Here is a 24,016-nt window from a genome sequence, read left to right as displayed (position 1 = left end):
GATCTCTGTTCTATGAATTTTAGGTGACCGTCCTCCAGCGTGACAGCAACCAGTGGGCGCGCAGTGGCGAAGGATGTCCTCATGCCTCCAGCGCCAGCACGGCAAAGCTCGCCAGCCAGTGCTCGCCCATATAGTCGCCGGCGACATGGGGCAGGGCGGCCTGCAGATGGCGGGCGGCCGCCGCATCCATGATCGTCCGGCGGGCATCCGTCTCTGCGACGGATGCGGCCAGCGACCGCCAGCACCAGGCGCGCGACAGGTTGAGCCCGTCGAGATGGGCGATCTTGCCGTCGGAGCGATCCGACACCGCGGCCGGTGAGAACAAGGTCTCGGGCTCGCTGCTTTCGAGGCCTGGCAGGAAGCGGCCGAACCAGTCGGCAAAATCCGAAGCAGGCAGCAGCCGGTGCATGCATTCCGCCTCGATCAGCGTCGAGGACAGGAAGTCGTCGCCCGAGGGTTCGCCCCAGGCAGGACAATTCTCGTCGTTGCCATACCAGCGGAGCGCCGTCGTGCGCAGCAGATCGATGAAGCTTTCGTCACCAACCGCTTCGCCGTAGTCGGCGGCGAGGCGAAGGGCGAAGGCGGTGTTGTAATGCGTGCCGACCCGCACCGGATAGGTGGCAACCGGCAGGAACGCGTGAAAGCGCGCGACGATCCGCTCCGTCAGCGGCTGCAAGGTCCGGGAAAAGCTGCGGTCTTCGGCCGCCTCCAGTTCCGCGGCGAGTTTCAGCAGCCAGCCCCAGCCATAGGGGCGCTCGAAGCCGCGATTCATCGGGCGATCGAAGGTGGTGCATTCGCCGGCGATGCTCTCGTCCGTCAGCCGGCGAGACAGCAGTGTGCGGATTGCCTCCGCGGATGGCATGTCGGGAAAGCGGTTGAGCAACCGCACCAGCATCCAGTAGCCGTGCACGCAGGAATGCCAGTCGAAGCTGCCGAAGAAGAGCGGATGGGTCGCACGCGGGCCCTGCACCTCGCTTGACCCGGCAAGCACATGGCCAGGCTTGTGCGGATATTCCCGCTCGACATGGCCAAGGGCGATCCGCGCGAAGCGGTCGGCGGTCTCGCGATCAAGCGTCGTCTTCATCGCGCACATTCCCGGTTTCCGGTTCGAAGGCGTCGCCCCAGTCGGCGCGGCGGGCCGCCTTGAATACCGCGCCGTCGCGGCGGCTGACGGTCAGCTCCTCGGCCCGACCGTCGGCGAGACAGAGCTTCAGCCTGGCAAGCCCGCTCGACGTGCGCGGCGGTGCCAGCACGCGGGCGGCCGGCGACGCGGCGGCGTGGCGCGAGGCGGCGATGAAGATGTATTTCTCGTCTTCCCACGGCACTTCGGCCCCCTTGGAAAGCCGGTGAACCCTGGAACGCGCGACCCGGCGCGAGAAATGGCACCAGTCCGGCGCCGCGATCGGACAGGTCTGCGCGTGCGGGCAGGGCGCAACGACCTTGGCGCCCGCATCGATCAGCGTCTGCCGCGCCGCAAGAACGCGCCGCCATCCGGCCGGCGTACCCGGTTCGACGATGATGATGGTGTGCGCGGTGAGATCCCAAAGCCGCTGGACGACATTCGGAATGGCCGTCTCGGCAATCTCGTCCAGCACATAGGCGAGCGTGACCAGGTCGGCCGGTTCGAGCGGCGGGACGGTGCCGGTGATGTCGCCGGCGAGCCAGTCTGTCTTCACGTTCGAGTGATTCGCCAGCGCCGCGCCGACCGATCGGATGGCGGGGCTTGCCTCGACGAGCGTGGCACGATCCAGTTCCGGCCAGGCGTCGCTCGCCGCCCAGAACACCGTGCCGGGTCCGGCGCCGAAATCGAGAAGGCTTGTCGGCTGGAATTCGGGGGAGGCCTCCTCGACCATGGAAAGGGCGGCGCGCACCGCGGCATAGGTCGCCGGCAGGCGGGTGGCGAGATAGGCCTTGGCGGCAAGCTCGCCATCAAGATGGAATTTACCGTCGCGGACTTCCCGTCGATAGCGGTCGGAGAGTTTCTCGCTGGCGCGGGCCAGGCGCTCGATCGGCTCGTGCGCCAGAATCTGCTCAACGGCGGCTCTGAGCGGGGCGGGCAGTTCCATCGGACGGACCTTAACTGCGCGCGGCCCATTCGGGCCACAGCATCGACATCATGACGAGATCGGTCCGCCCGCCGTCCGGCGTGACCACGGCCTCCCGCAGGATGCCCTCGTCCTGGAAGCCGGCCTTGCGATAGACGTTCCAGGCGCGGCCGTTGTCTTTGACCACATCGAGCCAGAGCCGATGCACGGGCGTTGTCGAGAAAGCGTGGTCGATGACGGCGGCCAGCATGCGTGAACCGTATCCGCGTTCCGGCACGGCGACGGCGATGCGCTTGATGCAGATATTGCCGTCGCGGTTGTCGAGTCCGCTCAGGATCGTGAAGCCCACGGGTGAACCGGCCTCGTCCTCGCCGATGAAATAGTCCATCGCCGGATCATCCAACTGCTGCCGATGTCGATCCGCGTCGAACTGGCCGATGAAATGGTCATAGCCCGGCAGCCGCTCGACCTGCATGACGTAGCCGATGTCGTCCGGGGTTGCCCGCCGAAGCGTCACGGCTGTCATCGGATCAGAACTCCACCGCTTCGACGCGCTTGTCGACGAAGCGCAGGCCGACGCCGCCGGAAATGAGCTTCAGGGCGACGTCGCCGAACAATTCCCGCCGCCAGCCATGCATGGCCGGAACGTCGGCACTCTCGCCCTCGGCGGCGATCTTTTCCAGATCCTCGGTATTGGCGATGACCTTGGAGGCGACGCCGTGCTTTTCCGAGGTCAGGCGAAGCAGGACCTTCAGCAGTTCGACCGCGGCCTGGGCGCCTTCGGGCGCATGGCTATGGCGGTTGACATGCGGCATGTCGCTCTTCGGCAGGGCGAGGGCGGCATTGACCTGTTCGATGATCGCGGCGCCCGAGGTCGAGCGTTCCCAGCCCTTGGGGATGGTGCGCAGCCGGCTCAGCGCATCCGTGTCCTTCGGCTGCTGCTGGGCGATCTCGTAGATCGCGTCGTCCTTCAGCACCCGCGAGCGCGGTACATTGCGGTTGCGCGCCTCGCGTTCGCGCCAGGCGGCGACATACTGCATGACGGCGAGTTCCTGCGGCTTGCGCAGCCGCATCTTCAGCCGCTGCCAGGCGTCGTCCGGATGCAGGTCGTAGGTTTCGCGGGATTCGAGGATGGCCATCTCCTCGGTCAGCCAGCCGGCGCGACCCTCGCGGTCCAGCTCTTCCTTGAGCTTCAGGTAGACGTCGCGCAGATGGGTGACGTCGGCCAGTGCATAGTCGAGCTGCTTTTCCGACAGCGGCCGGCGGCTCCAGTCGGTGAAGCGCGAGGTCTTGTCGATATGGACGTTCTTCACCTTCTGCACGAGCTGGTCGTAGGAGACGCTGTCGCCGAAGCCGCAGACCATGGCTGCGACCTGGGTGTCGAAGATCGGATGCGGGATCAGGTTGCCGAGATGGAAGATGATTTCGATGTCCTGCCGCGCGGCATGAAACACCTTGATCACCGAGGTGTCGGCCATCAGCGTGAAAAAGGGCGCAAGGTCGAGGCCCTTGGCCAGCGGATCGACGATCACTTCGAGGTCGGGGCTCGCCATCTGGATCAGGCAGAGTTCCGGCCAGAACGTCGTTTCCCGCAGGAACTCGGTATCGATGGTGATGAAATCCGATTGGGCCAGCTTGAGGCAGGCTTCTTCTAATGCGGCAGTGGTCTCGATCATTGGGGCTCGGTCATGAAATAGAGTTGATCAACCTTAGTTCCCCTTTCGACCGGTGATGTCAATATGAACGGCCCATTGCGCGCCCTCGCAGGGCATTGCCGCACGGCTTTTCGCACGGCTGGACATGTCAGGCCGGATCGGCGGCCGCGATCCCGCGTGCCTTGCGCACCTCGGCGATGTTGGCGCGGTGAACCACTTCATAGGGTTCGAAATAGATGATGCGCCCGGCCGCGATATCCTCGGCAACGAAGTCGCGCAGGGAGAGGCCATCGAGCATGGGGTCTTCGGCGCGATCGACCAGGCGTTGCAGATAGTCGCGATTGGCGTCGATCAGGCTCGGCTCGTAGCCGCCCGAGGCGATCTGCTCGCGCGCGCCGTGGTCCGGCAGGATGCGGCGGATCGGCAAGGTCTTCAGCCGGTTGAGTTCGGCGATATGGGTGGCGATATGCTCGGGCTCGGAGACATAGGTGATGGTATCCTCCAGCGTGTCGCCGGCCAGCAGGATGCCCTCGTCGGGGAGGAAAAGCACGGTGCCGTCGGCGCTGTGTATGTCGAATTGCATCAGTTCGACCGTCCGCTCGCCGAGCGTCAGCGTCATCTGCCTGTCGAACAACCGGTTCGGCATGACGACGGGATTGATCGGCGGCGTCGCGCGGGCGAGCGTCTGGACGTTCTCTTCCAGCGTTCTCGCGGTCAGCCGGTTGGCGATGATCTCGCAGTCGGCGAAGATGGCATTGCCGGCGATGTGGTCGGTGTGCCAGTGGCTGAGCACAAGGCGAATGCTGGTGACGCCCAACCATTCGAGATGGTCGCGCACCGCCCGGGCATGGTCGAGCGAGGTGTGGCTGTCGTAGACGATCGCCTCATGGCCCGAGACCAGCGCATAGGTGGCGATGCCGAGCGAATAGGCGCCATCGTCGAGCCAGTTCTCCGCCTCGGAATGAAGGCGCTTTCCGGCGATCCGGCCGTCGTAATAGGCATAGAGACCGGGATAGGGCTCAAGCACGGTCATGGTGGCGGCGAGATTCGGCAAGGCATGGCTCCTTGTGGCGTGACGGCGCGGCAGGATGGAAACGCCCAGACTATCGCATCCCACGCGACGTCCCGCCAGTTGTCAATTGCCCCGCGGGGTCTCAGACGATGCGCACATAGCCGGTCATCCCGGTCTTCTGATGCTCGATAATATGGCAATGGAACACCCAGTCGCCCGGATTGTCGGCCACCACGGCGAGCTGCACCTTCTCGTCGGGCAGGATCAGATAGGTGTCCGAGACGAGCGGCAGGACCTGCCTCGTCGAGGAGGAGACGACCTTGAAGTTCACGCCGTGAATATGGATCGGATGGGCGTGTGGTGTGACGTTCTCGACGTTGAGCAGATAGGTGCGGCCGAGCTTCATCTCGGCGAGCGGTGCCATGGGATCGGGCGTGTCGCCCGGATAGGGAACCTTGTTGATCGCCCAGAAGGAATAGCCGAGTGAGCCGCAGATCGAATCCTTTGCCGCCTCTTCCGCCGTGGCGCTGAGCACGAGAGGGATCGGCGTCGCATTGGCGAGATCCGGTTCGGCGGCCGGGTTGGCGACCAGGGGCGGCACGTCGCCCAGGCTGCGCTTCAGCGAGGGCCCGACGCTGCGGAAGCTTGCCACGGTCTTCGGCGTCGAGGGGCGGATGTCCTCGAGCGCCACCACCATTCCCTCGCTATCGGGCATGCGGATGACGAGGTCGAGCCGCTGGCCGGGAGAGACCACCGCCATGTCGAGCGGCATGGTGACGGGCACGGGCTGTCCGTCGATCGCCACGATCAGCGCCTCGGCACCGGCGAGCTTCAGATTGTAGAGACGTGTGACGTCGGCAACGAGGATGCGCACGCGCACGAGACCGCCGGAAGGCGCGTCATAGCCGGGGGAGGGCTGCCAGTTGGCGGTGCGCACCGTGCCGAACGTGCCGGACTTTGCCGCATCGCGCGCCTTGAACTGCTCGATGAACTGGCTGTCGCCGCCGAGCCGCCAGTCGCGCAGGTTGAGCGCGATCTCGGCATCGAAGACCGGGTCCTTCGGATCCTCGACGATGAGCATGCCGGCGAGGCCTCTGCCGATCTGGGTCAACGTGTTGCAGTGCGGATGATACCAGAAGGTTCCGGCATCGGGCGGCGTGAAGGCATAGTCGAAGCTGTCGCCGGGATAGACGTAAGGCTGGGTGACGAAGGGCACGCCGTCCATGGCATTGTCGATCCGCAGCCCGTGCCAGTGCACTGTCGTCGGCTCGTCGAGATGGTTGACGAAACGGGTGGCGAATTTCTCGCCGCGCCGGGCGCGAAGCACCGGCGGCATGGGATCGGCACCGATGGGGCCGGTCGCATAGGTCATGACGTTCCGGGTCTTGCCCTTGCCGTCGAGCATGGCCTCGACGATCCGGGCCTCGAGAAGGGCGGGATCGCCAGCGGCAAGCGCCGAAAGACGCGGCGCCAGCGCCATGCCCGCGCCATAGGCACCGGCCACGGCGGAAGCCTTCAACAGATTTCGGCGGGTCAGAATGGCCATGGGAGTCCCCGGGGATTGTCGTCGGGTCCTGTTTAAAGTTGACTTCGGCTTTCAGCAATATGCGAAGGGCGGCCAAACTGCCGCAGGGGCACCTATTCGTCCCTGTCGGAGGGCGGTGCCGCGAGCTTGTTGAAGAAGGTCGAGGTGCGCAGCAGGTTGCGGAAGCGCATGCTGCGTCTCGACGTCGGCACGCCTTCGCGGACCAGCATGCGGCTCAGCGTGTAAACCATGAAGCCGGCGAGCACGACGACCATGTAGATGAACAGCGCGCGCGGTCCGAACCTGTCGAGCATGACGGAGGCGAACAGCGGGCCGATGACCGCGCCGAGCGACCAGAAGAACAGGCTTCCCGCCGAAACCAGCGCATGTTGTCCGGGCGCGGCGTGGTCGTTGGCATGGGCGGAACAGAGCGAATAGAGCGGCATGGCGAAAGCGCCGAACAGGAAGATGCCGACGAAGTTGAGAAAAGCGTTGGTTCCCGCGATGAAGGTCAGGAACAGGCCGGCGGCAAAGGCGCCGAAGGTGGCGATGAGAATGATCAGCCGGCGGTCGAGCTTGTCGGAATAATGCCCGAGCGGATATTGCAGCACCACGCCCGCGAAGATGCCGACGCTCATGAAGGTGGCGATAGACGTGACCGACATGCCGATGCCGTCGGCATAGATCGGCCCCAGCGAACGGAAGCTCGAATTGGTGAGCCCGACGACGATGCAGCCGACGGTCGCCAGCGGCGACACCTTCCACAGCAGTTTCAGATCGAAGCGCACCGCCTCCGGTGGTTCGGGGCTCGATCGGTCGGCAAACGAGATCGGCACGAGCGAAAGGGTGAGTGCCATCGAGACGATCGCGAAGAGTTCGAATCCGCTGATGCCGACGGCAGGGATCAGGTATTGCGCGAGCGTCACGGAGCCGAGGTCGACGAAACGGTAGACGGAGAGCGTGCGGGCGCGCGTGGCATTGGTGACGCGGGCGTTGAGCCAGCTTTCGACCACGGCGAAGAGGCCGGCGAAGCAGAGCCCCTGCAGGAGCCGCATCGTGAACCACGATGCCGGATTGATCGCGAGCAGCATCGAGATCGATGCGGCGGAAGCGATTGCCGCGAGCGCCGAAAAGGTGCGGATATGGCCGATCGAACGGATGATGCGGGTGATGTAGATGCAGCCGATCGCGAAGCCGATATTGTAGCCGGTGCCGATCACCCCGATGGTGGAGGTCGAGAAGCCCTCCTCGAGTGCTCTGAGCGAGATGAACGTGCCCTGCAGGCCATTGCCCCCGATGAGGATGCCGGCGGTGACGAGAAGGGGGATGAGCGGGCGGATCGGCGACATTGACGGATTTTCTGTTCTGTCCGGCGCCCGAATCGTTAGGGGCTCCTTCCAATCCGCATTCTTAGAGGAGCTTCTCCGGCAAGGACAGCGCCGATCGCGGCGCAAGTCATTTCGATTTCGACGGATGCATGTGGACGTGCGGGAAGGGGTGTACGCCTCTTGCCCGCCGCAAGGGGCGTACACCCGCTCAGATGGTCAGCCCAGCATGGAGATGCCGTGGCGGGCACAGGCGCGCTGCACTTCCTCGATCTCGGCAGCGCTTGGAGGCCCCTGCTCGGGAGGCTCGGTCCGGCCGATATCCTTGAAGAACTGTTTCATGCTGGTGTCGACGACGACAAGCATCTCCGCCGGGCCGTTTCCGCTGTTCATGTAGTTATGTGCCTCGCCCGAACCGATCGTGACCACGCTGCCGGCGCCGGCGACGATCTGCCGGGGCGGCACGGTGTCGAACAGGCCGAAGGTGATCTCGCCGTCCAGGACGCGGAAGATCTCGGCGGATTCGTGCATATGCGGCGGCGTCCCGGAGCCGGGCGGCACCATGACCTCGAGAACGCAAAGGTTCCGGCCATCGACATCGCCCATGAAGCGAACCTTGTCGCGGACGACCCAGAGCGCTTCGGCATTTTCGGAGGCTACAAAACTGGCGGTCATTTCAAGACTCCATAAGGTTAGGATTTATTCTTGGCGATGACTGCATCGACAAGCGTTTTGATAGCCCAGGACGCAGCCTCTCCGGCCGTTTCACCGTCCATTCCGGCATAGTCCTTCAGCGTTTCCCAAGCGCCCGCGCTGTAAAGCAGATGCGCGAGTGCCTCGATCTTTTCCGCCTCCTCGGCCGAGACCTGCTTCAGCTCTTCTGCGAGGCAGGCATGGAAGGCCGCGCGGCGGGCAGGAACGGCGCGCAGGCGCATGGCCTGCCCGGCCGGCGTATGCAGGCTCGCCCGCATGATCCCGGCGTTGCGGTCGAAGGCCGGAAAGGCCGTTCTCGGGCCCGAGACCAGTTCATCAAAGGAGGAGGGGCGAGGCTGGGCCTCCAACTGCTCGTTGACAAAACCCCAGAGCGCGTCGAGCAGGGCCTCCTTGTTGGAGAAGTGGCGGAACACGGTGCGGCGCTCGACGCCCGCGGCCGTGGCGATTTCGTCCGTCGAGAAGTCCCCGAAAGGATTGCGCCCGAGAAGTTCCGTCGCTGCAGACAGGATCCTCTCCCGGGTCTCGTGTGCCTGCGCTTCGCGGAGGGGGCTGCGGTATTTGCGTGTCGGTGACAAAGTCGCGTCCTGTCGAGGTGTTGGATGAATTGATGTCACTCTGAGTAACATGAAATAATTCACTGTGTCAATTGGTGTCATTCTTGGTGCTGTGAATTTTTCACCTCTCATTTAGTTCGGGATTCGAAGGCGCCGGCTGTGTCGAGCCTACGGCGTGTCGGTACCTAGACTGTGCGGCGGATGCGGGCGCCATCCCCGGCTGCCCCGTCTGGCAATGTCTTTCGCCGGGCGATGTTCAGGGCACCGCCGCCTCCAGCCTTGACAAATCGGACGGCACGTGCGCTTTTCCGCCCGATTTTCTCTCGGCAGTTCGGGGCGCTTTTCCGCCTTTCTTGCCGGCGCCCAAGTCCAGGATTTAGCAAAATGCATCGTTACCGCAGCCACACCTGTGCCGCTCTCCGCAAGTCCGACGTCGGTTCCACCGTCCGGCTTTCCGGCTGGGTTCATCGCGTTCGCGACCATGGCGGCGTGCTCTTCATCGACCTGCGCGACCACTACGGCATCACCCAGGTCGTCGCCGACCCGGACAGCCCGGCCTTCAAGCTCGCGGAAACCGTGCGCGGCGAGTGGGTGATCCGCATCGACGGCCTGGTCAAGGCCCGCACCGAGGACACGGTCAACAAGACCATGCCGACCGGCGAGATCGAACTCTACGCCCAGGAAATCGAGGTTCTCTCGGCCGCCAAGGAACTGCCGCTGCCGGTCTTCGGCGAGCCGGACTATCCGGAAGACGTGCGCCTCAAGTACCGCTTCCTCGACCTGCGCCGCGACACGCTGCACAGGAACATCGTCAAGCGCACCCAGATCATCTCCGACATGCGCCGCCGCATGGGTGATATCGGTTTTGGGGAGTACACCACGCCGATCCTGACGGCCTCCTCGCCGGAAGGCGCGCGCGACTTCCTCGTGCCGAGCCGCATCCACGAAGGCCAGTTCTTCGCCCTGCCGCAGGCCCCGCAGCAGTACAAGCAGCTGCTGATGGTCGCCGGTTTCGACCGCTATTTCCAGATCGCCCCCTGTTTCCGCGACGAAGACCCGCGCGCCGATCGCCTGCCGGGCGAGTTCTACCAGCTCGACCTGGAAATGAGCTTTGTCACCCAGGAAGATATCTGGGAGACCATCGAGCCGGTCATGACCCAGGTGTTCGAACAGTTTGCCGACGGCAAGCCGGTCACCCAGAACTGGCCGCGCATTCCCTATGACGTGGCGATCCGCAAGTACGGCTCGGACAAGCCGGACCTGCGCAACCCGATCGAGATGCAGGCCGTCACCGAGCATTTCGCCGGTTCCGGCTTCAAGGTCTTCGCCAACATGATCGCCTCCAACCCCAAGGTCGAAGTCTGGGCAATCCCGGCCAAGACGGGTGGTTCGCGCGCCTTTTGCGACCGCATGAACGCCTGGGCCCAGTCGACCGGCCAGCCGGGCCTCGGCTACATCTTCTGGCGTCAGGAAGGTACCGTGCTCGAAGGCGCCGGACCGCTCGCCAAGAACATCGGCGAGGAGCGCACCGAAGCGATCCGCACGCAGCTCGGCCTGGACGAGGGCGACGCCTGCTTCTTCGTCGCCGGCGATCCGGCCAAGTTCTACAAGTTCGCAGGCGAAGCCCGCACCCGCGCCGGCGAGGAACTGGACCTCGTCGACCGCGACCGTTTCGAGCTTTGCTGGATCGTCGACTTCCCGTTCTACGAATGGAGCGAGGAAGAAAAGAAGATCGACTTCGCCCACAACCCCTTCTCCATGCCGCAGGGTGGTCTGGAAGCGCTGGAAAGCCAGGATCCGCTGTCGCTCAAGGCCTATCAGTACGACGCGGTCTGCAACGGCTTCGAAATTGCTTCCGGTTCGATCCGTAACCAGTCGCCGGAACTGATGGTCAAGGCCTTCGAAAAAGTGGGCTTGAGCCAGGCCGACGTGGAGGAGCGTTTCGGCGGCCTCTACCGCGCCTTCCAGTACGGCGCACCGCCGCACGGCGGCTGCGCCTTCGGCATCGACCGCGTCGTCATGTTGCTCGTCGGCGCGAAGAACCTGCGCGAGATCTCGCTGTTCCCGATGAACCAGCAGGCGCAGGACCTTCTGATGAACGCCCCGTCGCCGGCAACCCCGACGCAGCTTCGCGAACTGGCGCTGCGCGTCGTGCCGTCGCCGAAGAAGGACTGAACGGCCTAAAAGACCGACCAATCAAAAAGCCCCGGCAAGCTGTCGCTTCCGGGGCTTTTTGCTGGCCGATCGATCAGGCCTTCGGCAAGGCGTTGTCGAGGAAGAACCACTGGTCCAGATGCTCGCGGATCACCGGTTCGATGGCGTCGTTGAGGAGTTGGATGTCGTCGAGCAGGCGCTCGCCGGACTTCGTCTCCGGCGGCAGCACGATCGGCGGCAGCGCATAGGCCTCGAAGCGGAAACCCTCGGTGCGCAGATTGTACCACGGGCAGAGCGTCGCCCCGGTCATCCGTGCAAGCCGGATGGTCATGGCTAGGTTGCCTTCGAGATGCGGCGGGCGGCCGAACAAGGGGCCGCGGATCTTGCCGTTCACGCCCTCGTCGCAGAAGGCCGAGACGATGCCGCCCTTCTTCAGGACGCTGACGGCGGGGCGGATGCCCTGCAGGCCGGGCGGCAGGAAGTTCAGCCCGTTCTTACGCCGGACGCGATCGGCGATCCAGGCCTTGGCGCGGCCCGGCGGCGGCGTGTAGTTGATGTAGGGCACCAGCCCGACACGGTTGAGGATGATCGGCCCGATTTCCCAGTTGCCGAGATGCATGCCGACAAAGATCACCGGCCCACGACTGGCGGCCTCGACGACCCATTCGATATTGTGAATACCGATTCGTTCGGGATCCCGGTTCAGGCGGTTGATCACCGAGAATTCGGTCATCAGGCGTCCCTGCGTGCGGCAGTTCTCGAGGAAAAGCGCTTCCTGCTCGGCGGCGTTCAGGTGGGGGCACAACTGGGCGATATTGGCCCGCGCCCGCTTCTCCGCGACCTTGTGAAAGCGCGGAATGGCATAGATTCCAAGCCGTGCACCGAAATGCGAGCAGGCATCCATCGGCAGGATTTTCAGGCCGAAGTGACCGATGAGGTGCAGGCCATTCCAGAGATTGTCGCTGATCCAGTAGCGAATGAAGGCCTTTCGCTTGTCTCCGCCTGCCAAGAAATCGGCCAACCCTGGTGCTTCCGGCGGGCGAAATCGCCAGGCCTTGCGCTTGGCAATGCCGGCCTTGGGAGGGGTCTTTTCGTCAGCCATCGGCTCTCATGCCTCCCGTCGATGGAGCGTCACCGGCAGCCCGCCCTTGGGGCGCAGCGTGAGGCGGCAAAGCGGTTCGACCTTGTGGCCTTCGCGAAGCCGCAGGCTGAATTTCTGCGCCAGGATGGCAAGGCACAGGATCGCCTCCGTCTCGCCGAAATGCTGGCCGGGACAGACGCGCGGTCCGCTGGCAAAGGGAATGAAGCTGTAGGGCTTCGGTCGGTTGTCGCCGAGAAAGCGTTCCGGCTTGAAGTGGTGCGGCTGCTCGAACAGGCTCGGTGTGCGGTGCAGCAGCCATGGCACGATCAGGACCAGTGAAGCGGGCTCCACGTCGATATTGCCGATCCGGTCCTTCTCCTTGGTCTGGCGGGCGAGGATCGGCACCGGCGGATAGAGCCTGAGCGTCTCGTTGATTACCGCGCGGCACCAGTCGAGCTTGGGCACGTCGTCGATCGTCGGCACGCGGTCGCCGCAGACGCGGGCGATCTCGTCATGCACCTGCTTCTCGACCCAGGTCGCCTGCGACAGCAGGTACCAGGCCCAGGTGAGGGTGGCGGCCGTCGTCTCGTGGCCGGCCATGAAGATCGTCGCCGCTTCGTTGCGCAGCGCCACCACGTCGAGATTGAGCTCCGGATTGCGCTGTTGGCGGCGGATCAGCAGTTCGACCATGGAACTGTGATCGCCGAGGCCGGCGAGGTGATCCTCGACCACCTTGTCGATCAGACCATGGATGTGCTTTACCGACCGGCGCAGCGAAGGCGTGCGCAGCACCGGCAAGCCCTCGTCGAAGCCGATGAAATAGCCGAGATTCACCGAATCGATCAGCGCCTGGTAGCTCGAGAAGCTGTCGGTGATGGCATCGGCGCTCTCGCGGCCGAGCTGGTTGCCGAACACGCTGCGCGAGATGATCTCGGCGGTGAGCCCCGCCATTTCGTGCAGAACGTTGATCTCGGCGCCGTCGGGCATGGAGCTCCAGCGTTCGACCATCTCGCTCGCCGTCTTCTCCATGACCGGGCCGAAGGCGGGCACACGGTTGCGGTGGACGATGTCGTTGACCAGCGAGCGGCGCTGCTTCCAGGTTTCTCCGTCGGAGATGAACAGGCCGTCGCCCAGCAGGTATTCGAGCGCGCGCCGCATCTGCGGGGACTTGCGCTCGAAGTTGTCGTGGCGGTTGACGACCACGTAGCGGATCAGATCGGGCGAATTGACCAGGACGATCTGCCGGCCCAGAATCCGGATCGAACTGACCTTTTCCTTGAAATCGCCGACGCGCCAGACGGACAGGAAGTCGGTTCGCGCCTGGAGAAGCAGGTTGAGGGGACGATTGGGCTTGCCGCCGTAATAGTCGGCATGGGCCGGCTCGAAGTCGTGCCCTTCGAGTTTTTCGGAGATGTTGACGGGGCGCTGCAGCCAGCCGAGCATGATGTTCCGTTCCGAGAAGAGAGCCGTAGAGGCGATAGATCCCGTGGGCTAGCCTTAGCGGAAGTCGCGCGCCGGTCAATCCTCAAGCGTGGGATATACTGTCGCTCCCGGCCGGGTTCGGCCGGGAGCGCAGATCGGTTCGCGATCGGCGGAAGTCGTTATTCGTCGTTCGCGGTGACGGAGACGCCGAGCAGGGCCGGCACGCTTTCCGGCGCGCCCATCGCAGCTCCCATGATCATCGGGAACGGGACCTCTTTTTCCGGCTCCGCAGTGACGGTGATGTTCTTCGGATCGTCAATGAAGGCGTTGACGGCTTCGGAGACTTCGTTCTGCAGCGCGCCGAGCTTGGCCTGGGCGAGCAGAATCGGCAGCATGCCCTTGACCATCTGCGCCATCTGTTCGCCGTCCGACCCCTGCTGCTTGCCGGCATAGTCGAGGCCGCGCTTGGTGATGCCGGCGTCTTCGAAGCTGATCTGCGCGCTCTTGAAAGACATCTGCTGCATCAGGCCGAACATGGCGATTCCCGCAGCCTGCTGAGCCTGCTCGTTGTTCGGATCGGCCTGCATGGTGCGGGCGGTCTCCTGAAACTGCTTGACCAGATCCATCGTGTAGCCGGAAAGGGCGAGCGACAAGGACAGGCTGCCGATATCCGTAAAGTCGAAGGTATAGTCTTCGAGGTTGATCGTGCCGGACGCCGGTTCCCAACTGCCGCTGACGCTGATGTCGCCATTGACCGTCTGCAGGCCGAGTCCGTCGATCGCGTCCTTGCTATTGGCGTCCTCGACGCTGGTGAGATCCGCTTTGATGCCGGTGACGCTGCCCTCGAACGACAGCGAGCTTTCATCCTCCGCGAGCGAGACCGACCCGCTCGCCTCCGAAATTGCGAAGACCTGCTTGCCGTCATTCGTCACAATGATCGGACCGCTATGGGCTTCCTCATACATCATCAACGAGTTCAGGTCGTCGCCCGTCGTGCTACCGGGGACCCGCACGCCGGCGAGATAGAGGTCCTTGACATTGAAGCTGGTCTTTTCCTCGGTGACGTTGACCTCGGGGAACTCGATGCGGTCGATGTGGTAGGCGCCGCCGTCCTCCGCGGTCACGTCCTGCAGCGTCAGATTGCCTAGCATGATCGACTTTTCCTGCGGGCCCGTGGCAGTGAAGGTCGTACCCTTGAGGACGACGTCATTGCCGTTGACCTCGATCGATTCGGCCTTCAGTACGCCGCTGCCGGCGGAATAGGCGGCGTTGATCTTGGCGAGCAGATCCTGGCCGTCGATGGCGGCGAAGGCCTGACCGGACAGGACGGCGAAGGCGGCGCTTGCCATCAAAAGCCTGGTGGTGGTGCGGAAGTGGGTCATCAAACGGTCCTTTCGTGAAATCGGGGGATTTCGCCACTGAAAATCATTGGTTCCTTTTATATGGGTCCGGTTGGAAACTTCCACCGCTTTCATTCGTGCAAAGCGATCTGCCGTCTTCTCGGTGACGATTGTCACACTCCCGGTAATCCACAGCCGGAATGCCGGGATTCCTTGCTGTTTGCGGTGTTCTCGTCTAGTTGAGGGCCATGGGGAAAAGTCTTATTCCGCCCGGCGACGGCGGCGACCACATACAACCGATCGATCTGAAGGCGGCGCTCGAGGAGCGTTATCTCGCCTATGCCCTGTCGACGATCATGCACCGGGCGCTGCCCGATGTGCGCGACGGTCTGAAGCCGGTGCATCGGCGCATCATCCACGCCATGAGCGAGATGGGCATCCGTCCGAACTCGGCGTTCAAGAAATGCGCCCGTATCGTCGGCGACGTCATCGGTAAGTTCCACCCGCACGGCGACCAGTCGGTCTACGACGCGCTGGTGCGTCTGGCGCAGGATTTCTCCCAGCGCTATCCGGTGGTCGACGGGCAGGGCAATTTCGGCAATATCGACGGCGACAGTGCGGCCGCCTACCGATACACCGAAGCGCGCATGACCGACGTCGCGGCGCTGCTCCTCGACGGCATCGAGCAGGACGCGGTCGACTTCCGCCCGACCTACAACGAGGAAGACGACGAGCCGGTGGTTCTGCCGGGCGCCTTCCCGAACCTTCTGGCGAACGGCGCCTCCGGCATCGCGGTCGGCATGGCGACGTCGATCCCGCCGCACAATGCGCACGAGATCTGCGACGCCGCGCTCTACCTGATCAAGAACCCCGGCGCGACCGTCGAGGAACTGCTGGCCGATCCGGCCAATCCGCAGAAGGGCGGCATCGAGGGCCCCGACTTCCCGACCGGCGGCATCATCGTCGAGAGCCGCGAGAGCATGATCGAGACCTACCGCACCGGCCGCGGCGGTTTTCGCGTCCGTGCCAGGTGGGAGACCGAGGATCTCGGTCGCGGCGGCTACCAGATCGTCGTCACGCAGATCCCGTTCCAGGTGCAGAAGTCGCGCCTGATCGAAAAGATCGCCGAACTGCTGATCGCCCGCCGCCTGCCGCTGCTCGAAGACATCCGCGACGAATCGGCCGAAGACGTTCGCGTCGTCCTGGTGCCGAAGAGCCGGACCGTCGATCCGACCATCCTGATGGAATCGCTGTTCAAGCTGACCGAGCTCGAAAGCCGCATCCCGCTCAACATGAACGTGCTGAGCCAGGGCAAGGTGCCGAGGGTCATGGCCCTCAACGAAGTGCTGTCCGAATGGCTGGCGCATCGCAAGGAGGTGCTCGTCCGCCGCTCGAAGTTCCGGCTGGCGGCAATCGACCGGCGGCTCGAGATCCTCGGCGGCCTTCTCATCGCCTATCTCAACCTCGACGAGGTGATCCGCATCATCCGCGAGGAGGACGAGCCGAAACCCGTGCTGATCGAGCGGTTCACGCTGACCGACAACCAGGCCGAAGCCATCCTCAACATGCGGCTCAGGAATTTGCGCAAGCTCGAAGAGTTCGAGATCCGCAAGGAGCATGAGGCCCTGTCGGCGGAAAAGGCGGAAATCGAGTCGCTGCTCGCCTCCGACGACAAGCAGTGGCAGACGGTTGCCTGGGAAATCGGCGAGGTCAAGAAGAAGTACGCCAAGGCGACCGAACTCGGCCGCCGCCGGACGACCTTCTCGAATGCGCCGGAAGCCGATATCGAGGCCATCCAGCAGGCGATGATCGAAAAGGAACCGATCACCGTCGTCATCTCCGAAAAGGGCTGGATTCGTGCGCTCAAGGGCCACATTTCCGATACGTCGACGCTGACCTTCAAGGAAGGCGACGCGCTTCGCGTGGCGTTCCCGGCGCAGACCACGGACAAGATCCTGCTCATCACCACGGGCGGCAAGGTCTATACGCTGGGTGGCGACAAGCTGCCGGGCGGGCGCGGCCATGGCGAGCCTCTGCGCATCATGGTCGACATGGAAAACGACCAGGACGTGCTGACCGCCTTCGTCCATGTCCCGAGCCGCAGGCTTTTGATCGCCTCGACGGCCGGCAACGGCTTCGTCGTGGCCGAAAACGAGATCGTCGCCAATACCCGCAAGGGCAAGCAGGTGATGAATGTCGGCATGCCGGACGAGACGAAGCTGGTCGTTCCGGTGTCGGGCGACCACGTCGCCGTGGTCGGCGAGAACCGCAAGATGGTGGTCTTTCCGCTGGATCAGGTTCCCGAAATGACCCGCGGCAAGGGCGTTCGCCTGCAGCGCTACAAGGATGGCGGCATTGCCGACATCAAGTGCTTCTCCATGGCCGACGGCCTGACCTGGGAAGACAGCGCGGCCCGCGTCTTCACCAAGACCAAGGACGAACTGATCGAGTGGCTGAGCGACCGCGCAGCCGCGGGACGGACGGTGCCCAAGGGTTTCCCGCGCAGCGGCAAGTTCTCCGGCTGATCCCGACCGGATCAGGACAGCGGAACGGTGTGATCCCTGAGGAAACGCGTAGCGCCTTCCTCATCGATTTCGCCCGCCGCGACGGCGAGCACGAAGGCCACCACCGACGCCTGGTCCGCGTCGATCAGCAAGCCGTTGATGTAGAGGAACGTGAACGCCGCCAGGAATCCGGTTCGCTTGTTGCCGTCGGAAAAGGGATGGTTCCTGACGATGCCGTAGAGATAGGCGGCTGCCAAAGCCAGAACGTCGCTCTCTCCATAAGCTGCCTTGTGAAGGGGCCGCGCAAGAGCGGCTTCGAGCGCGTTTTCGTCCTTGAGACCGGGCAATCCTCCATGCTCCGCGAGTTGTTCGCGGTGCATGACTTCCACGGCTTCACGGGAAAGCCACTTAGGCCCGCTCATTTGGCCAATTCACGCAGAGCGATCCGGTACTTCTTCATGCCTTCGCGCGCTGCCTCCATCTGTTCGGCCAGATCTGCCGGCTCAGGCGTCAGGCGAATGCCGCCATCGGTCTCTTCGACGTCCAGTTTGTCCCCCGCCTTCAGGCCGAGGCGATCGAGGATCTCCTTGGGGATGATGATGCCTTCGGAATTGCCGATCTTGCGGATGATGACGTTCATGGAAACGGTCCCTGTGTTGTAACGGCGTTATAACATGAGCCCGTAAGCTGGTAAAGATCGCGCCAAGGCTCCCGGTGCGGGACGCCGGCCGCTGCGATTGATCGTCGTCAAGGCGGCGCGCACTGGCGGGCCTAAGCTGCGACGCGCAAACGCAGGAGATAGTCCATGCTGACACGACGCGGGATACTGGCAGGCGGGGCGGCGGTTCTGGCCCTTGGCGGGGCCGGGGTGATGCTGTCGACCAGACTGGCAGCGGATCGCTACACCGCTTTCGCCGCGCATCTGCGAGAGCCCCTGAATCCATCCGGCGGCTCCCGCGACCTGATCCGCTATGCGACGCTCGCAGCGAGCGGGCACAACACCCAGCCCTGGCTGTTTCGCGAAAGCGCGCAGGCCATCGCCGTTATCCCCGACGTCTCTCGGCGAACGCCGGTCGTCGATCCGGATGATCATCACCTCTATGTCAGCCTCGGCTGCGCGCTTGAGAATCTGGCAATCGCGGCAGGGGCGACGGGGCGGCCGGGCGAAGTGACGGACGCGGGTGAGGGCGGTGCCATCTTCACCTTCTCGTCGCAGGCCGCAACGGCCGATCCGACGGTCGGGGAACTGTTCCAGGCCATTCCGCTGCGTCAGTCGACGCGCAGCCTGTATGATGGAAAACTCGTATCCGCCGATCAACTCGAAAGGCTGACGAACGGAGCGGCGATCGATGGAGTCGACATCGCTTTGATCACGCAGCGTCCGGCCATCGATCAGGTGCGCGACCTCGTCATCGCCGGCAATGACGCGCAGATGGCCGATCCCACCTTCATACGGGAGCTCAAGGACTGGCTGCGCTTCAGTCCGTCGGCGGCGATGCGGAAAGGCGACGGGCTCTACGCGCCGGCAAGCGGCAATCCGCCCTTGCCGGATTGGCTGGGACCCATCGCCTTCGACTTGGCGTTCAAGCCTGAAAGCGAAGCGGACAAATATGCGCGTCAGATGGATAGCTCGGCCGGTGTCGCCGTCTTTTCGGCACGGGAGGAAGGGCCGGCCGGCTGGATCGCCGTGGGGCGTGCCTGCCAGCGCTTCTGCCTGACCGCCACGGCGTTGGGCTTGAAGACCGCCTTCGTCAACCAGCCCGTAGAGGTGCCGGAATTGCGAGGTGACATGGCAGCATTGGCGGGCTTTGGCGTGCGCAGGACCGATCTCGTCCTGCGCTTCGGTCACGCGCCGGCAATGTCCTATTCGCCACGCCGTCCGGTGGCTTCGGTGCTCATGGCGTGATGCCGGGACGTTGCGCGGCCGCCCGCCCGTTCTGCCGGGCGTGCAGACCCACGAGAGAGTGGGTGAGCAATGCGCCGACAATCAGCGTCCCGCCGATGAGGGTTGCCGTCGACGGCACCTCGCGGAAGATCATCCACATCCAGACCGGCGCAAGCACCGTCTCCAGCAGGTAGAACATGCCGACTTCGGCGGCCGGCAGGAAGCGCGGCGCCGTCGCCAGAAGCCAGAAGGCGACCGGCATCATCACCAGACCATCGAGCAGGGCCCAGCCGGGAGACTGCATGGCAACGCCTTCGGGCCAGGCGAAGAACAGGCTGATGGCGGCGGGAATGGCCGAGGCGAGCAGCGGCACGAAACCCATCGGTTGTCCGGAGGCGCGCGCCGTGGTCAGGCCGGCTGCGATGAGGACGGCTGCGGTTAGGGCCAGCAGGTCGCCGAAGAAATGGCCGGCGGCGAGGCCGTCGCCGACGATCAGCACGACGCCCGCAACCATCGCGCCCATGGTGACCAGCGTCGACCGGCTCGGGACTTCCTTCATGAAGAGCCAGGACAGCAGGGCGGCGAACATCGGCGAGAAGGCGACGATGAAGACGACGTTGGCTGTCGTGGTGTGATAGACGGCGGCGACGAAGGCCATGGTGCTGAGACCGTAGAACAAGCCGGCGAGCAGTCCCGCCCGTCCCGGCACGAACGCTTCACGCCTCCCCAGCACGAGGCGGATGACCGCCATGGCGACGAGGGCCACGACCAGCGTGGACAGGCTGCGCAGGGCAAGCACCGGCCAGAGATTGCCTTCGGTCAGCCGCACGAGGGGAATGTCGAAGGACAGGAAGAGCCCGCCGGCCGTGGCGACGAGAAGGCCGGTGCGGCGCACGGCGTGATGGTCTGGCGTCATCCTAGGTCCGAACGGTCATCGACTTCGTTCGGCTGGTATCGTTCCCATCCCTGGTTGGTCAAGTGCTCCTGCGGCTGGAAGCGGGTCTTGTAGTCCATCTTGTGCGAACCCTTGACCCAGTAGCCGAGATAGACATGCGGCAATCCGAGCGCCTTGGCGCGCTTGACGTGGTCGAGCACCATCATCGTGCCGAGCGAACGTTTGACCATCGTCGGATTGAAGAACGAATAAACCATCGACAGGCCGTCGCTCATCAGGTCGGAGAGCGCCACGGCGATCAGCTCGCCCTTCGGCTGCTGGCTGATGCCGTCACCGGGGTTGCGGAGCCTGTATTCGATCAGCCGCGTCTGGACATGGGTGTCCTCGACCATGATCGCATAGTCGAGCGCCGACATGTCCGACATGCCCCCTTGCTGGTGGCGGTCGTCGAGATAGGTGCGAAACAGCGAGAACTGCTCGGTCGAGGGCTGGGCCGGGAAGACCGTCGAGACGACGTCCTTGTTCGCCGCCTGCACCCGCTTGAAGGCGCGGCCCGGCTCGAACTCGTCCACCAGGATGCGGACTGATACGCAGGCACGGCAGCCCTCGCAGGCCGGTCGGTAGGCAATGTTCTGGGAGCGGCGGAACCCGCCCTGCGTCAAGAGGTCGTTCATCTCCGTGGCGCGCGGCCCGATCAGATGGGTGAAGACCTTGCGCTCCATTTCGCCCGCCAAGTAGGGACACGGCGCGGGCGCCGTGAGGTAGAACTGCGGGGAAGGAGATGCCTGGGTGTTCATTGTTCGCCGGTCAGGAGCCTCTCGCCACGAATATGCGCATTAGCATGGCGCAAGATTGGAAAACGTCAACACTCCGTCACAAAACGATACGCGCCTTGTCCGGGAAGGCGTGGCGGGCCATGCCCGCCACGGGCACATCAGGCTGTGCGGATCGCCGCTGTGCCGAGCAGCAGATCGTGCACCAGGCGCGAGCGTTCGATGAACAGGCCGGCCAGAAGGATGAGCGGCGTCAGCACCGAATTGAGGATCCAGAACAGTGCCAGATGGGCGATGGCCGTGACGAAGTCGATGCGCTGCCCGTCGAGCCGCACCATGGCGATCCCCACGGCCCGCATGCCCGGCGTCGCCTGCGACGGTCCGGCGAGCGACAGGCCGAAATAGAGGCCGGCGACGACGAAGAACAGGATCGGGTAGAGGAGGAAGCCGAGGCCGAGCGTCAGCACGCCCAGGAAGAAGACCAGGACGGCAGCCGGCACCCACAGTGCCGCGACGATCAGATAGTCGATGAGGAAGGCGAAGACGCGGCGCGACAGCACGCCGCTATAGGCGCGCCAGTCCTCCGGTGCGGCGTAGATCGGATTCGGATCGAGGCTCATGGTCGGCTCCCACAGGTGTTTCGACTGTTCCATATGGGGAGATGAAGCCGAAATACAATCGGTCGAGCGGTCCTCAGCCTTGCTTGGCGAGGAATTTCGCCACGTCCATGGCGAAATAGGTGAGGATGCCGTCGCAGCCGGCGCGCTTGAAGCAGAGCAGGGTTTCCAGCATGGCGCGCTCGCCGTCGATCCAGCCATTGGCGGCAGCCGCCCTGATTTGCGCATATTCGCCCGAGACCTGATAGGCGAAGACCGGAAGGCCGAAGGCTTCCTTCATCCGCCAGCAGATGTCGAGATAGGGTAGACCGGGCTTGACCATCAGCATGTCCGCGCCTTCCTCGACGTCGAGGGCGGCATCGCGCATCGCCTCGGTGCCGTTGGCCGGGTCGATATAATAGCTCTTCTTATCGCCCTTCAGCAGCCCGCCGGTCGAGATCGCCTCGCGATAGGGGCCGTAATAGCAGGACGCGAACTTGGTGGCATAGGACATGATGCCGACCGACTGGTGGCCTGCGGCATCGAGGCCGCGGCGGATCGCGCCGATCCGGCCGTCCATCATGTCGGAGGGCGCGATGATGTCGGAGCCGGCATCGGCCTGCAGCACGGCAGCGCGAACGATCTGGTCGACGGTCTCGTCGTTGACGATCTCGTTGCCGCGCAGGATGCCGTCATGGCCATGGCTGGTGAACGGATCGAGCGCCACATCGGTGATGACGCCGATGTTCGGCACGGCTTTCTTGATGGCGGCGGTCGCACGGTTGATCAGGTTGTTGGCTTCGAGGATCTGCGAACCCGTTTCGTCGCGCAGGTTCATCTCGACATTGGGAAAGGTGGCCAGAGCCGGGATGCCGAGGTCTGCCGCTTCCTTCGCGGCTTCGACAGCCTTGTCGATCGTCATGCGGTTGACGCCCGGCATGGCGGCGATCGGCTCGACGATGCCGTCTCCGGGAATGATGAAGATCGGCCAGATCAGGTCGTCGACGGTCAGGCGGTTTTCCTGGACGAGACGGCGGGTCCAGTCGGCCTTGCGGTTGCGGCGCATCCGGCGGTGACCGGTGATGTCGTCGACCAGATGTGTCTTGTCCGTCATGGCGAAGTCCTCGTCCTTGTCTTACGAATAGGGGCTGGATAGCACTTACGGCAGGGATTGCCAAAGCGGAAGACGACGCATGGTCGCGGCGGTAGCTGGCGGCGGCGGGTGCCTTCGGCGTATCCTTGCGCCATGGAACCTGATTCTCCCAGCACACCCAGGCGCAGCCTCACCGAAATCCTGTTCGTGGTCTTCCTGCGAATGGTCGCGGTGGCGTGCCTTTGGTTCGCGCTGCAATACTGGGCCATGCTGGTCGGTTATTCGCTGGGTGGCCGCGCGCGGTTCGACCTGCTGGACCTGCCCTGGAAAGTGGCGGGCACCAGTCTTGCCGTGATCTTCCCGGTCGCCGCGCTCGGGCTGTGGATGGCCGTCTCCTGGGGACCGGTCATCTGGGCGCTGGGGGCAGGGGGGCAGATCCTGATGTACTGGTTGTGGTCGGGCATATTCGGCTACAACAGGCTTGCGATCACCATGCACGCTCTTGTCGCCTTCGTTTATCTGGTGTTTCGCTTGGCGCTCTGGCTCGAAATGCGCCACAAGGGCGAAGAGATAAGGGTTGATTTACCCTGATCGCAGGAGCGGGTTTGGTAAGCCTCTGTTAAGCCTGCGTTTTAAATAGAATTTTATGCGCATTGGATATGGTCCTCACTAAGGCGGGAGAAAACAACAGCCGCCACCCAAACAGTGAGGCAGACCGACATGAACACCAAGATGAAGCCGCAGCCGGCAGCGCTCGATCCCCAGGAAGACGCGATCCGGAATCTGTATCTCGAATCCCTGCACCTCGTTGAACGTCTCCATCGCCGTCTTCTCGACGTCATCAAGGACGAGTTCGACCGCCAGGGTCGCAACGATGTCAACGCCGTTCAGGCTCTCCTGCTCTTCAACATCGGCAATTCGGAGCTGACCGCCGGTGAACTGCGCTCGCGCGGCTATTATCTCGGCTCGAACGTCTCCTACAACGTCAAGAAGCTCGTCGACCTGGGCTTCATCAACCACCAGCGTTCGCGCATCGACCGCCGCTCGGTCCGCATCAGCCTGACGGACGCCGGTCAGGAAGTGGCCGAAACTGTGGCCAAGCTCTATGAGCGCCACATCGGCTCGATCCAGAAGGTCGGCGGCATCGGTTCCGACGAGTTCACCCAGATGAACAAGCTGCTGCAGCGGCTCGACCGGTTCTGGAACGACAGCATCATGTACCGTCTCTGATCCACAAGAGACTGATTTCTGCTGTATTTCCTCCAGTCATACCGCAGCACGAGATGGCGCCAGGTGGCAGAATTGCCCACCATGGCGCCCGCTCGCGTTTCTCCGGCGGCCAAGACGCGGTAGGCTGATGTTTACGGCCAATCCGTCACCCGCAGCGACCGGTGAGATGACGTGTTCGTGAATCGCACATACTCCCCGGAGCCACGAATTGGC

At 63.9% G+C, this 24,016-nt stretch carries 23 protein-coding genes; 5 read left to right on the top strand and 18 right to left on the bottom strand.

The window, feature by feature from the left end:
• Positions 1 to 79: 79 nt before the first annotated feature.
• The 9 genes from AC07Y0_RS11145 to AC07Y0_RS11105 form a co-directional block, all read right to left on the bottom strand.
• Positions 80 to 1,084, bottom strand: coding sequence for a DUF2891 domain-containing protein (locus tag AC07Y0_RS11145; protein WP_498677217.1), 1,005 nt, complete (start codon positions 1,082 to 1,084; stop codon positions 80 to 82).
• Positions 1,068 to 2,066 (bottom strand): small ribosomal subunit Rsm22 family protein, encoded by a 999-nt coding sequence (locus AC07Y0_RS11140; RefSeq protein WP_498677215.1) that lies wholly within the window; start codon positions 2,064 to 2,066, stop codon positions 1,068 to 1,070. The genes AC07Y0_RS11145 and AC07Y0_RS11140 overlap by 17 nt, the downstream gene beginning before the upstream one ends.
• Positions 2,067 to 2,076: 10 nt before the next feature.
• The gene (locus AC07Y0_RS11135; RefSeq protein WP_498677214.1) at positions 2,077 to 2,571 is read right to left on the bottom strand and encodes a GNAT family N-acetyltransferase; all 495 of its coding nucleotides are present in this window, start codon (positions 2,569 to 2,571) and stop codon (positions 2,077 to 2,079) included.
• Positions 2,572 to 2,575: 4 nt separating this feature from the next.
• Positions 2,576 to 3,721 (bottom strand): ribonuclease D, encoded by a 1,146-nt coding sequence (gene rnd / locus AC07Y0_RS11130; protein WP_498677212.1) that lies wholly within the window; start codon positions 3,719 to 3,721, stop codon positions 2,576 to 2,578.
• Positions 3,722 to 3,848: 127 nt separating this feature from the next.
• Positions 3,849 to 4,754 carry an MBL fold metallo-hydrolase gene (locus tag AC07Y0_RS11125; protein WP_498677210.1) on the bottom strand — a complete coding sequence of 302 codons (906 nt, stop codon included), beginning with the start codon at positions 4,752 to 4,754 and terminating at the stop codon, positions 3,849 to 3,851.
• 100 nt (positions 4,755 to 4,854) lie between these two features.
• Positions 4,855 to 6,258 carry a multicopper oxidase family protein gene (locus tag AC07Y0_RS11120; RefSeq protein ID WP_498677208.1) on the bottom strand — a complete coding sequence of 468 codons (1,404 nt, stop codon included), beginning with the start codon at positions 6,256 to 6,258 and terminating at the stop codon, positions 4,855 to 4,857.
• Between the two features lie 92 nt (positions 6,259 to 6,350).
• Positions 6,351 to 7,586 carry an MFS transporter gene (locus AC07Y0_RS11115; RefSeq protein ID WP_498677207.1) on the bottom strand — a complete coding sequence of 412 codons (1,236 nt, stop codon included), beginning with the start codon at positions 7,584 to 7,586 and terminating at the stop codon, positions 6,351 to 6,353.
• Positions 7,587 to 7,781: 195 nt separating this feature from the next.
• On the bottom strand, positions 7,782 to 8,237 hold the full coding sequence (locus AC07Y0_RS11110) for a cupin domain-containing protein (protein WP_498677204.1): 456 nt from the start codon (positions 8,235 to 8,237) through the stop codon (positions 7,782 to 7,784).
• 17 nt (positions 8,238 to 8,254) lie between these two features.
• Positions 8,255 to 8,932: a TetR/AcrR family transcriptional regulator gene (locus tag AC07Y0_RS11105; RefSeq protein WP_498677201.1), complete on the bottom strand. Its 678-nt coding sequence runs from the start codon at positions 8,930 to 8,932 to the stop codon at positions 8,255 to 8,257.
• A gap of 282 nt (positions 8,933 to 9,214) precedes the next feature.
• Between AC07Y0_RS11105 and aspS the strand changes: the two genes are divergently transcribed.
• Positions 9,215 to 11,005 (top strand): aspartate--tRNA ligase, encoded by a 1,791-nt coding sequence (gene aspS, locus AC07Y0_RS11100; protein WP_498677199.1) that lies wholly within the window; start codon positions 9,215 to 9,217, stop codon positions 11,003 to 11,005.
• A 73-nt stretch (positions 11,006 to 11,078) separates the two neighbouring features.
• On the opposite strand, the gene AC07Y0_RS11095 is transcribed toward aspS, so the two are convergent.
• From AC07Y0_RS11095 to AC07Y0_RS11085, 3 genes are all read right to left on the bottom strand, one after another.
• A complete protein-coding gene (locus tag AC07Y0_RS11095) occupies positions 11,079 to 12,086 on the bottom strand; it encodes a lysophospholipid acyltransferase family protein (RefSeq protein ID WP_498677197.1) in 1,008 nt (335 codons plus the stop codon).
• Between the two features lie 6 nt (positions 12,087 to 12,092).
• The gene (locus tag AC07Y0_RS11090) at positions 12,093 to 13,508 is read right to left on the bottom strand and encodes a cytochrome P450 (RefSeq protein WP_498677195.1); all 1,416 of its coding nucleotides are present in this window, start codon (positions 13,506 to 13,508) and stop codon (positions 12,093 to 12,095) included.
• A 158-nt stretch (positions 13,509 to 13,666) separates the two neighbouring features.
• Entirely contained in the window at positions 13,667 to 14,869 is a 1,203-nt protein-coding gene (locus AC07Y0_RS11085) for an aq_1923 C-terminal domain (protein ID WP_498677193.1), read from the bottom strand.
• Between the two features lie 206 nt (positions 14,870 to 15,075).
• Between AC07Y0_RS11085 and parC the strand changes: the two genes are divergently transcribed.
• Positions 15,076 to 17,352 (top strand): DNA topoisomerase IV subunit A, encoded by a 2,277-nt coding sequence (gene parC, locus AC07Y0_RS11080; protein ID WP_498677189.1) that lies wholly within the window; start codon positions 15,076 to 15,078, stop codon positions 17,350 to 17,352.
• Between the two features lie 11 nt (positions 17,353 to 17,363).
• On the opposite strand, the gene AC07Y0_RS11075 is transcribed toward parC, so the two are convergent.
• Positions 17,364 to 17,753: a type II toxin-antitoxin system death-on-curing family toxin gene (locus tag AC07Y0_RS11075; protein ID WP_498677187.1), complete on the bottom strand. Its 390-nt coding sequence runs from the start codon at positions 17,751 to 17,753 to the stop codon at positions 17,364 to 17,366.
• Complete coding sequence (locus tag AC07Y0_RS11070; RefSeq protein WP_028736053.1) at positions 17,750 to 17,971, bottom strand: AbrB/MazE/SpoVT family DNA-binding domain-containing protein; 222 nt, start codon at positions 17,969 to 17,971, stop codon at positions 17,750 to 17,752. The genes AC07Y0_RS11075 and AC07Y0_RS11070 overlap by 4 nt, the downstream gene beginning before the upstream one ends.
• A gap of 231 nt (positions 17,972 to 18,202) precedes the next feature.
• Between AC07Y0_RS11070 and AC07Y0_RS11065 the strand changes: the two genes are divergently transcribed.
• Positions 18,203 to 19,237, top strand: a complete 1,035-nt coding sequence (locus AC07Y0_RS11065) for an Acg family FMN-binding oxidoreductase (RefSeq protein WP_498680214.1) — start codon at positions 18,203 to 18,205, stop codon at positions 19,235 to 19,237.
• On the opposite strand, the gene AC07Y0_RS11060 is transcribed toward AC07Y0_RS11065, so the two are convergent.
• The 4 genes from AC07Y0_RS11060 to hemB all read right to left on the bottom strand — a co-directional run bounded on the left by AC07Y0_RS11060 (position 19,227) and on the right by hemB (position 22,594).
• On the bottom strand, positions 19,227 to 20,132 hold the full coding sequence (locus AC07Y0_RS11060; protein ID WP_498677184.1) for a DMT family transporter: 906 nt from the start codon (positions 20,130 to 20,132) through the stop codon (positions 19,227 to 19,229). The two genes, AC07Y0_RS11065 and AC07Y0_RS11060, sit on opposite strands and share 11 nt — an antisense overlap.
• Positions 20,129 to 20,908 (bottom strand): arginyltransferase, encoded by a 780-nt coding sequence (locus AC07Y0_RS11055; protein ID WP_498677181.1) that lies wholly within the window; start codon positions 20,906 to 20,908, stop codon positions 20,129 to 20,131. The genes AC07Y0_RS11060 and AC07Y0_RS11055 overlap by 4 nt, the downstream gene beginning before the upstream one ends.
• A 137-nt stretch (positions 20,909 to 21,045) precedes the next feature.
• Positions 21,046 to 21,504: an RDD family protein gene (locus AC07Y0_RS11050; RefSeq protein WP_498677179.1), complete on the bottom strand. Its 459-nt coding sequence runs from the start codon at positions 21,502 to 21,504 to the stop codon at positions 21,046 to 21,048.
• A 73-nt stretch (positions 21,505 to 21,577) separates the two neighbouring features.
• Positions 21,578 to 22,594, bottom strand: a complete 1,017-nt coding sequence (gene hemB, locus AC07Y0_RS11045; RefSeq protein ID WP_498677178.1) for a porphobilinogen synthase — start codon at positions 22,592 to 22,594, stop codon at positions 21,578 to 21,580.
• Positions 22,595 to 22,726: 132 nt separating this feature from the next.
• On the opposite strand from hemB, the gene AC07Y0_RS11040 reads away from it, so the two are divergent.
• Together AC07Y0_RS11040 and ldtR are read left to right on the top strand one after the other, a co-directional pair.
• Positions 22,727 to 23,164 (top strand): DUF6163 family protein, encoded by a 438-nt coding sequence (locus tag AC07Y0_RS11040; protein WP_498677176.1) that lies wholly within the window; start codon positions 22,727 to 22,729, stop codon positions 23,162 to 23,164.
• Between the two features lie 129 nt (positions 23,165 to 23,293).
• Positions 23,294 to 23,803, top strand: coding sequence for a transcriptional regulator LdtR (ldtR, locus tag AC07Y0_RS11035; protein WP_498677173.1), 510 nt, complete (start codon positions 23,294 to 23,296; stop codon positions 23,801 to 23,803).
• Positions 23,804 to 24,016: the final 213 nt, after the last annotated feature.

The organism is Allorhizobium sp. GW101-3B10 (assembly GCF_059424725.1).
Note: the sequence above shows the minus strand (reverse complement) of the source record. Positions and strands in the feature narration are given on the sequence as shown.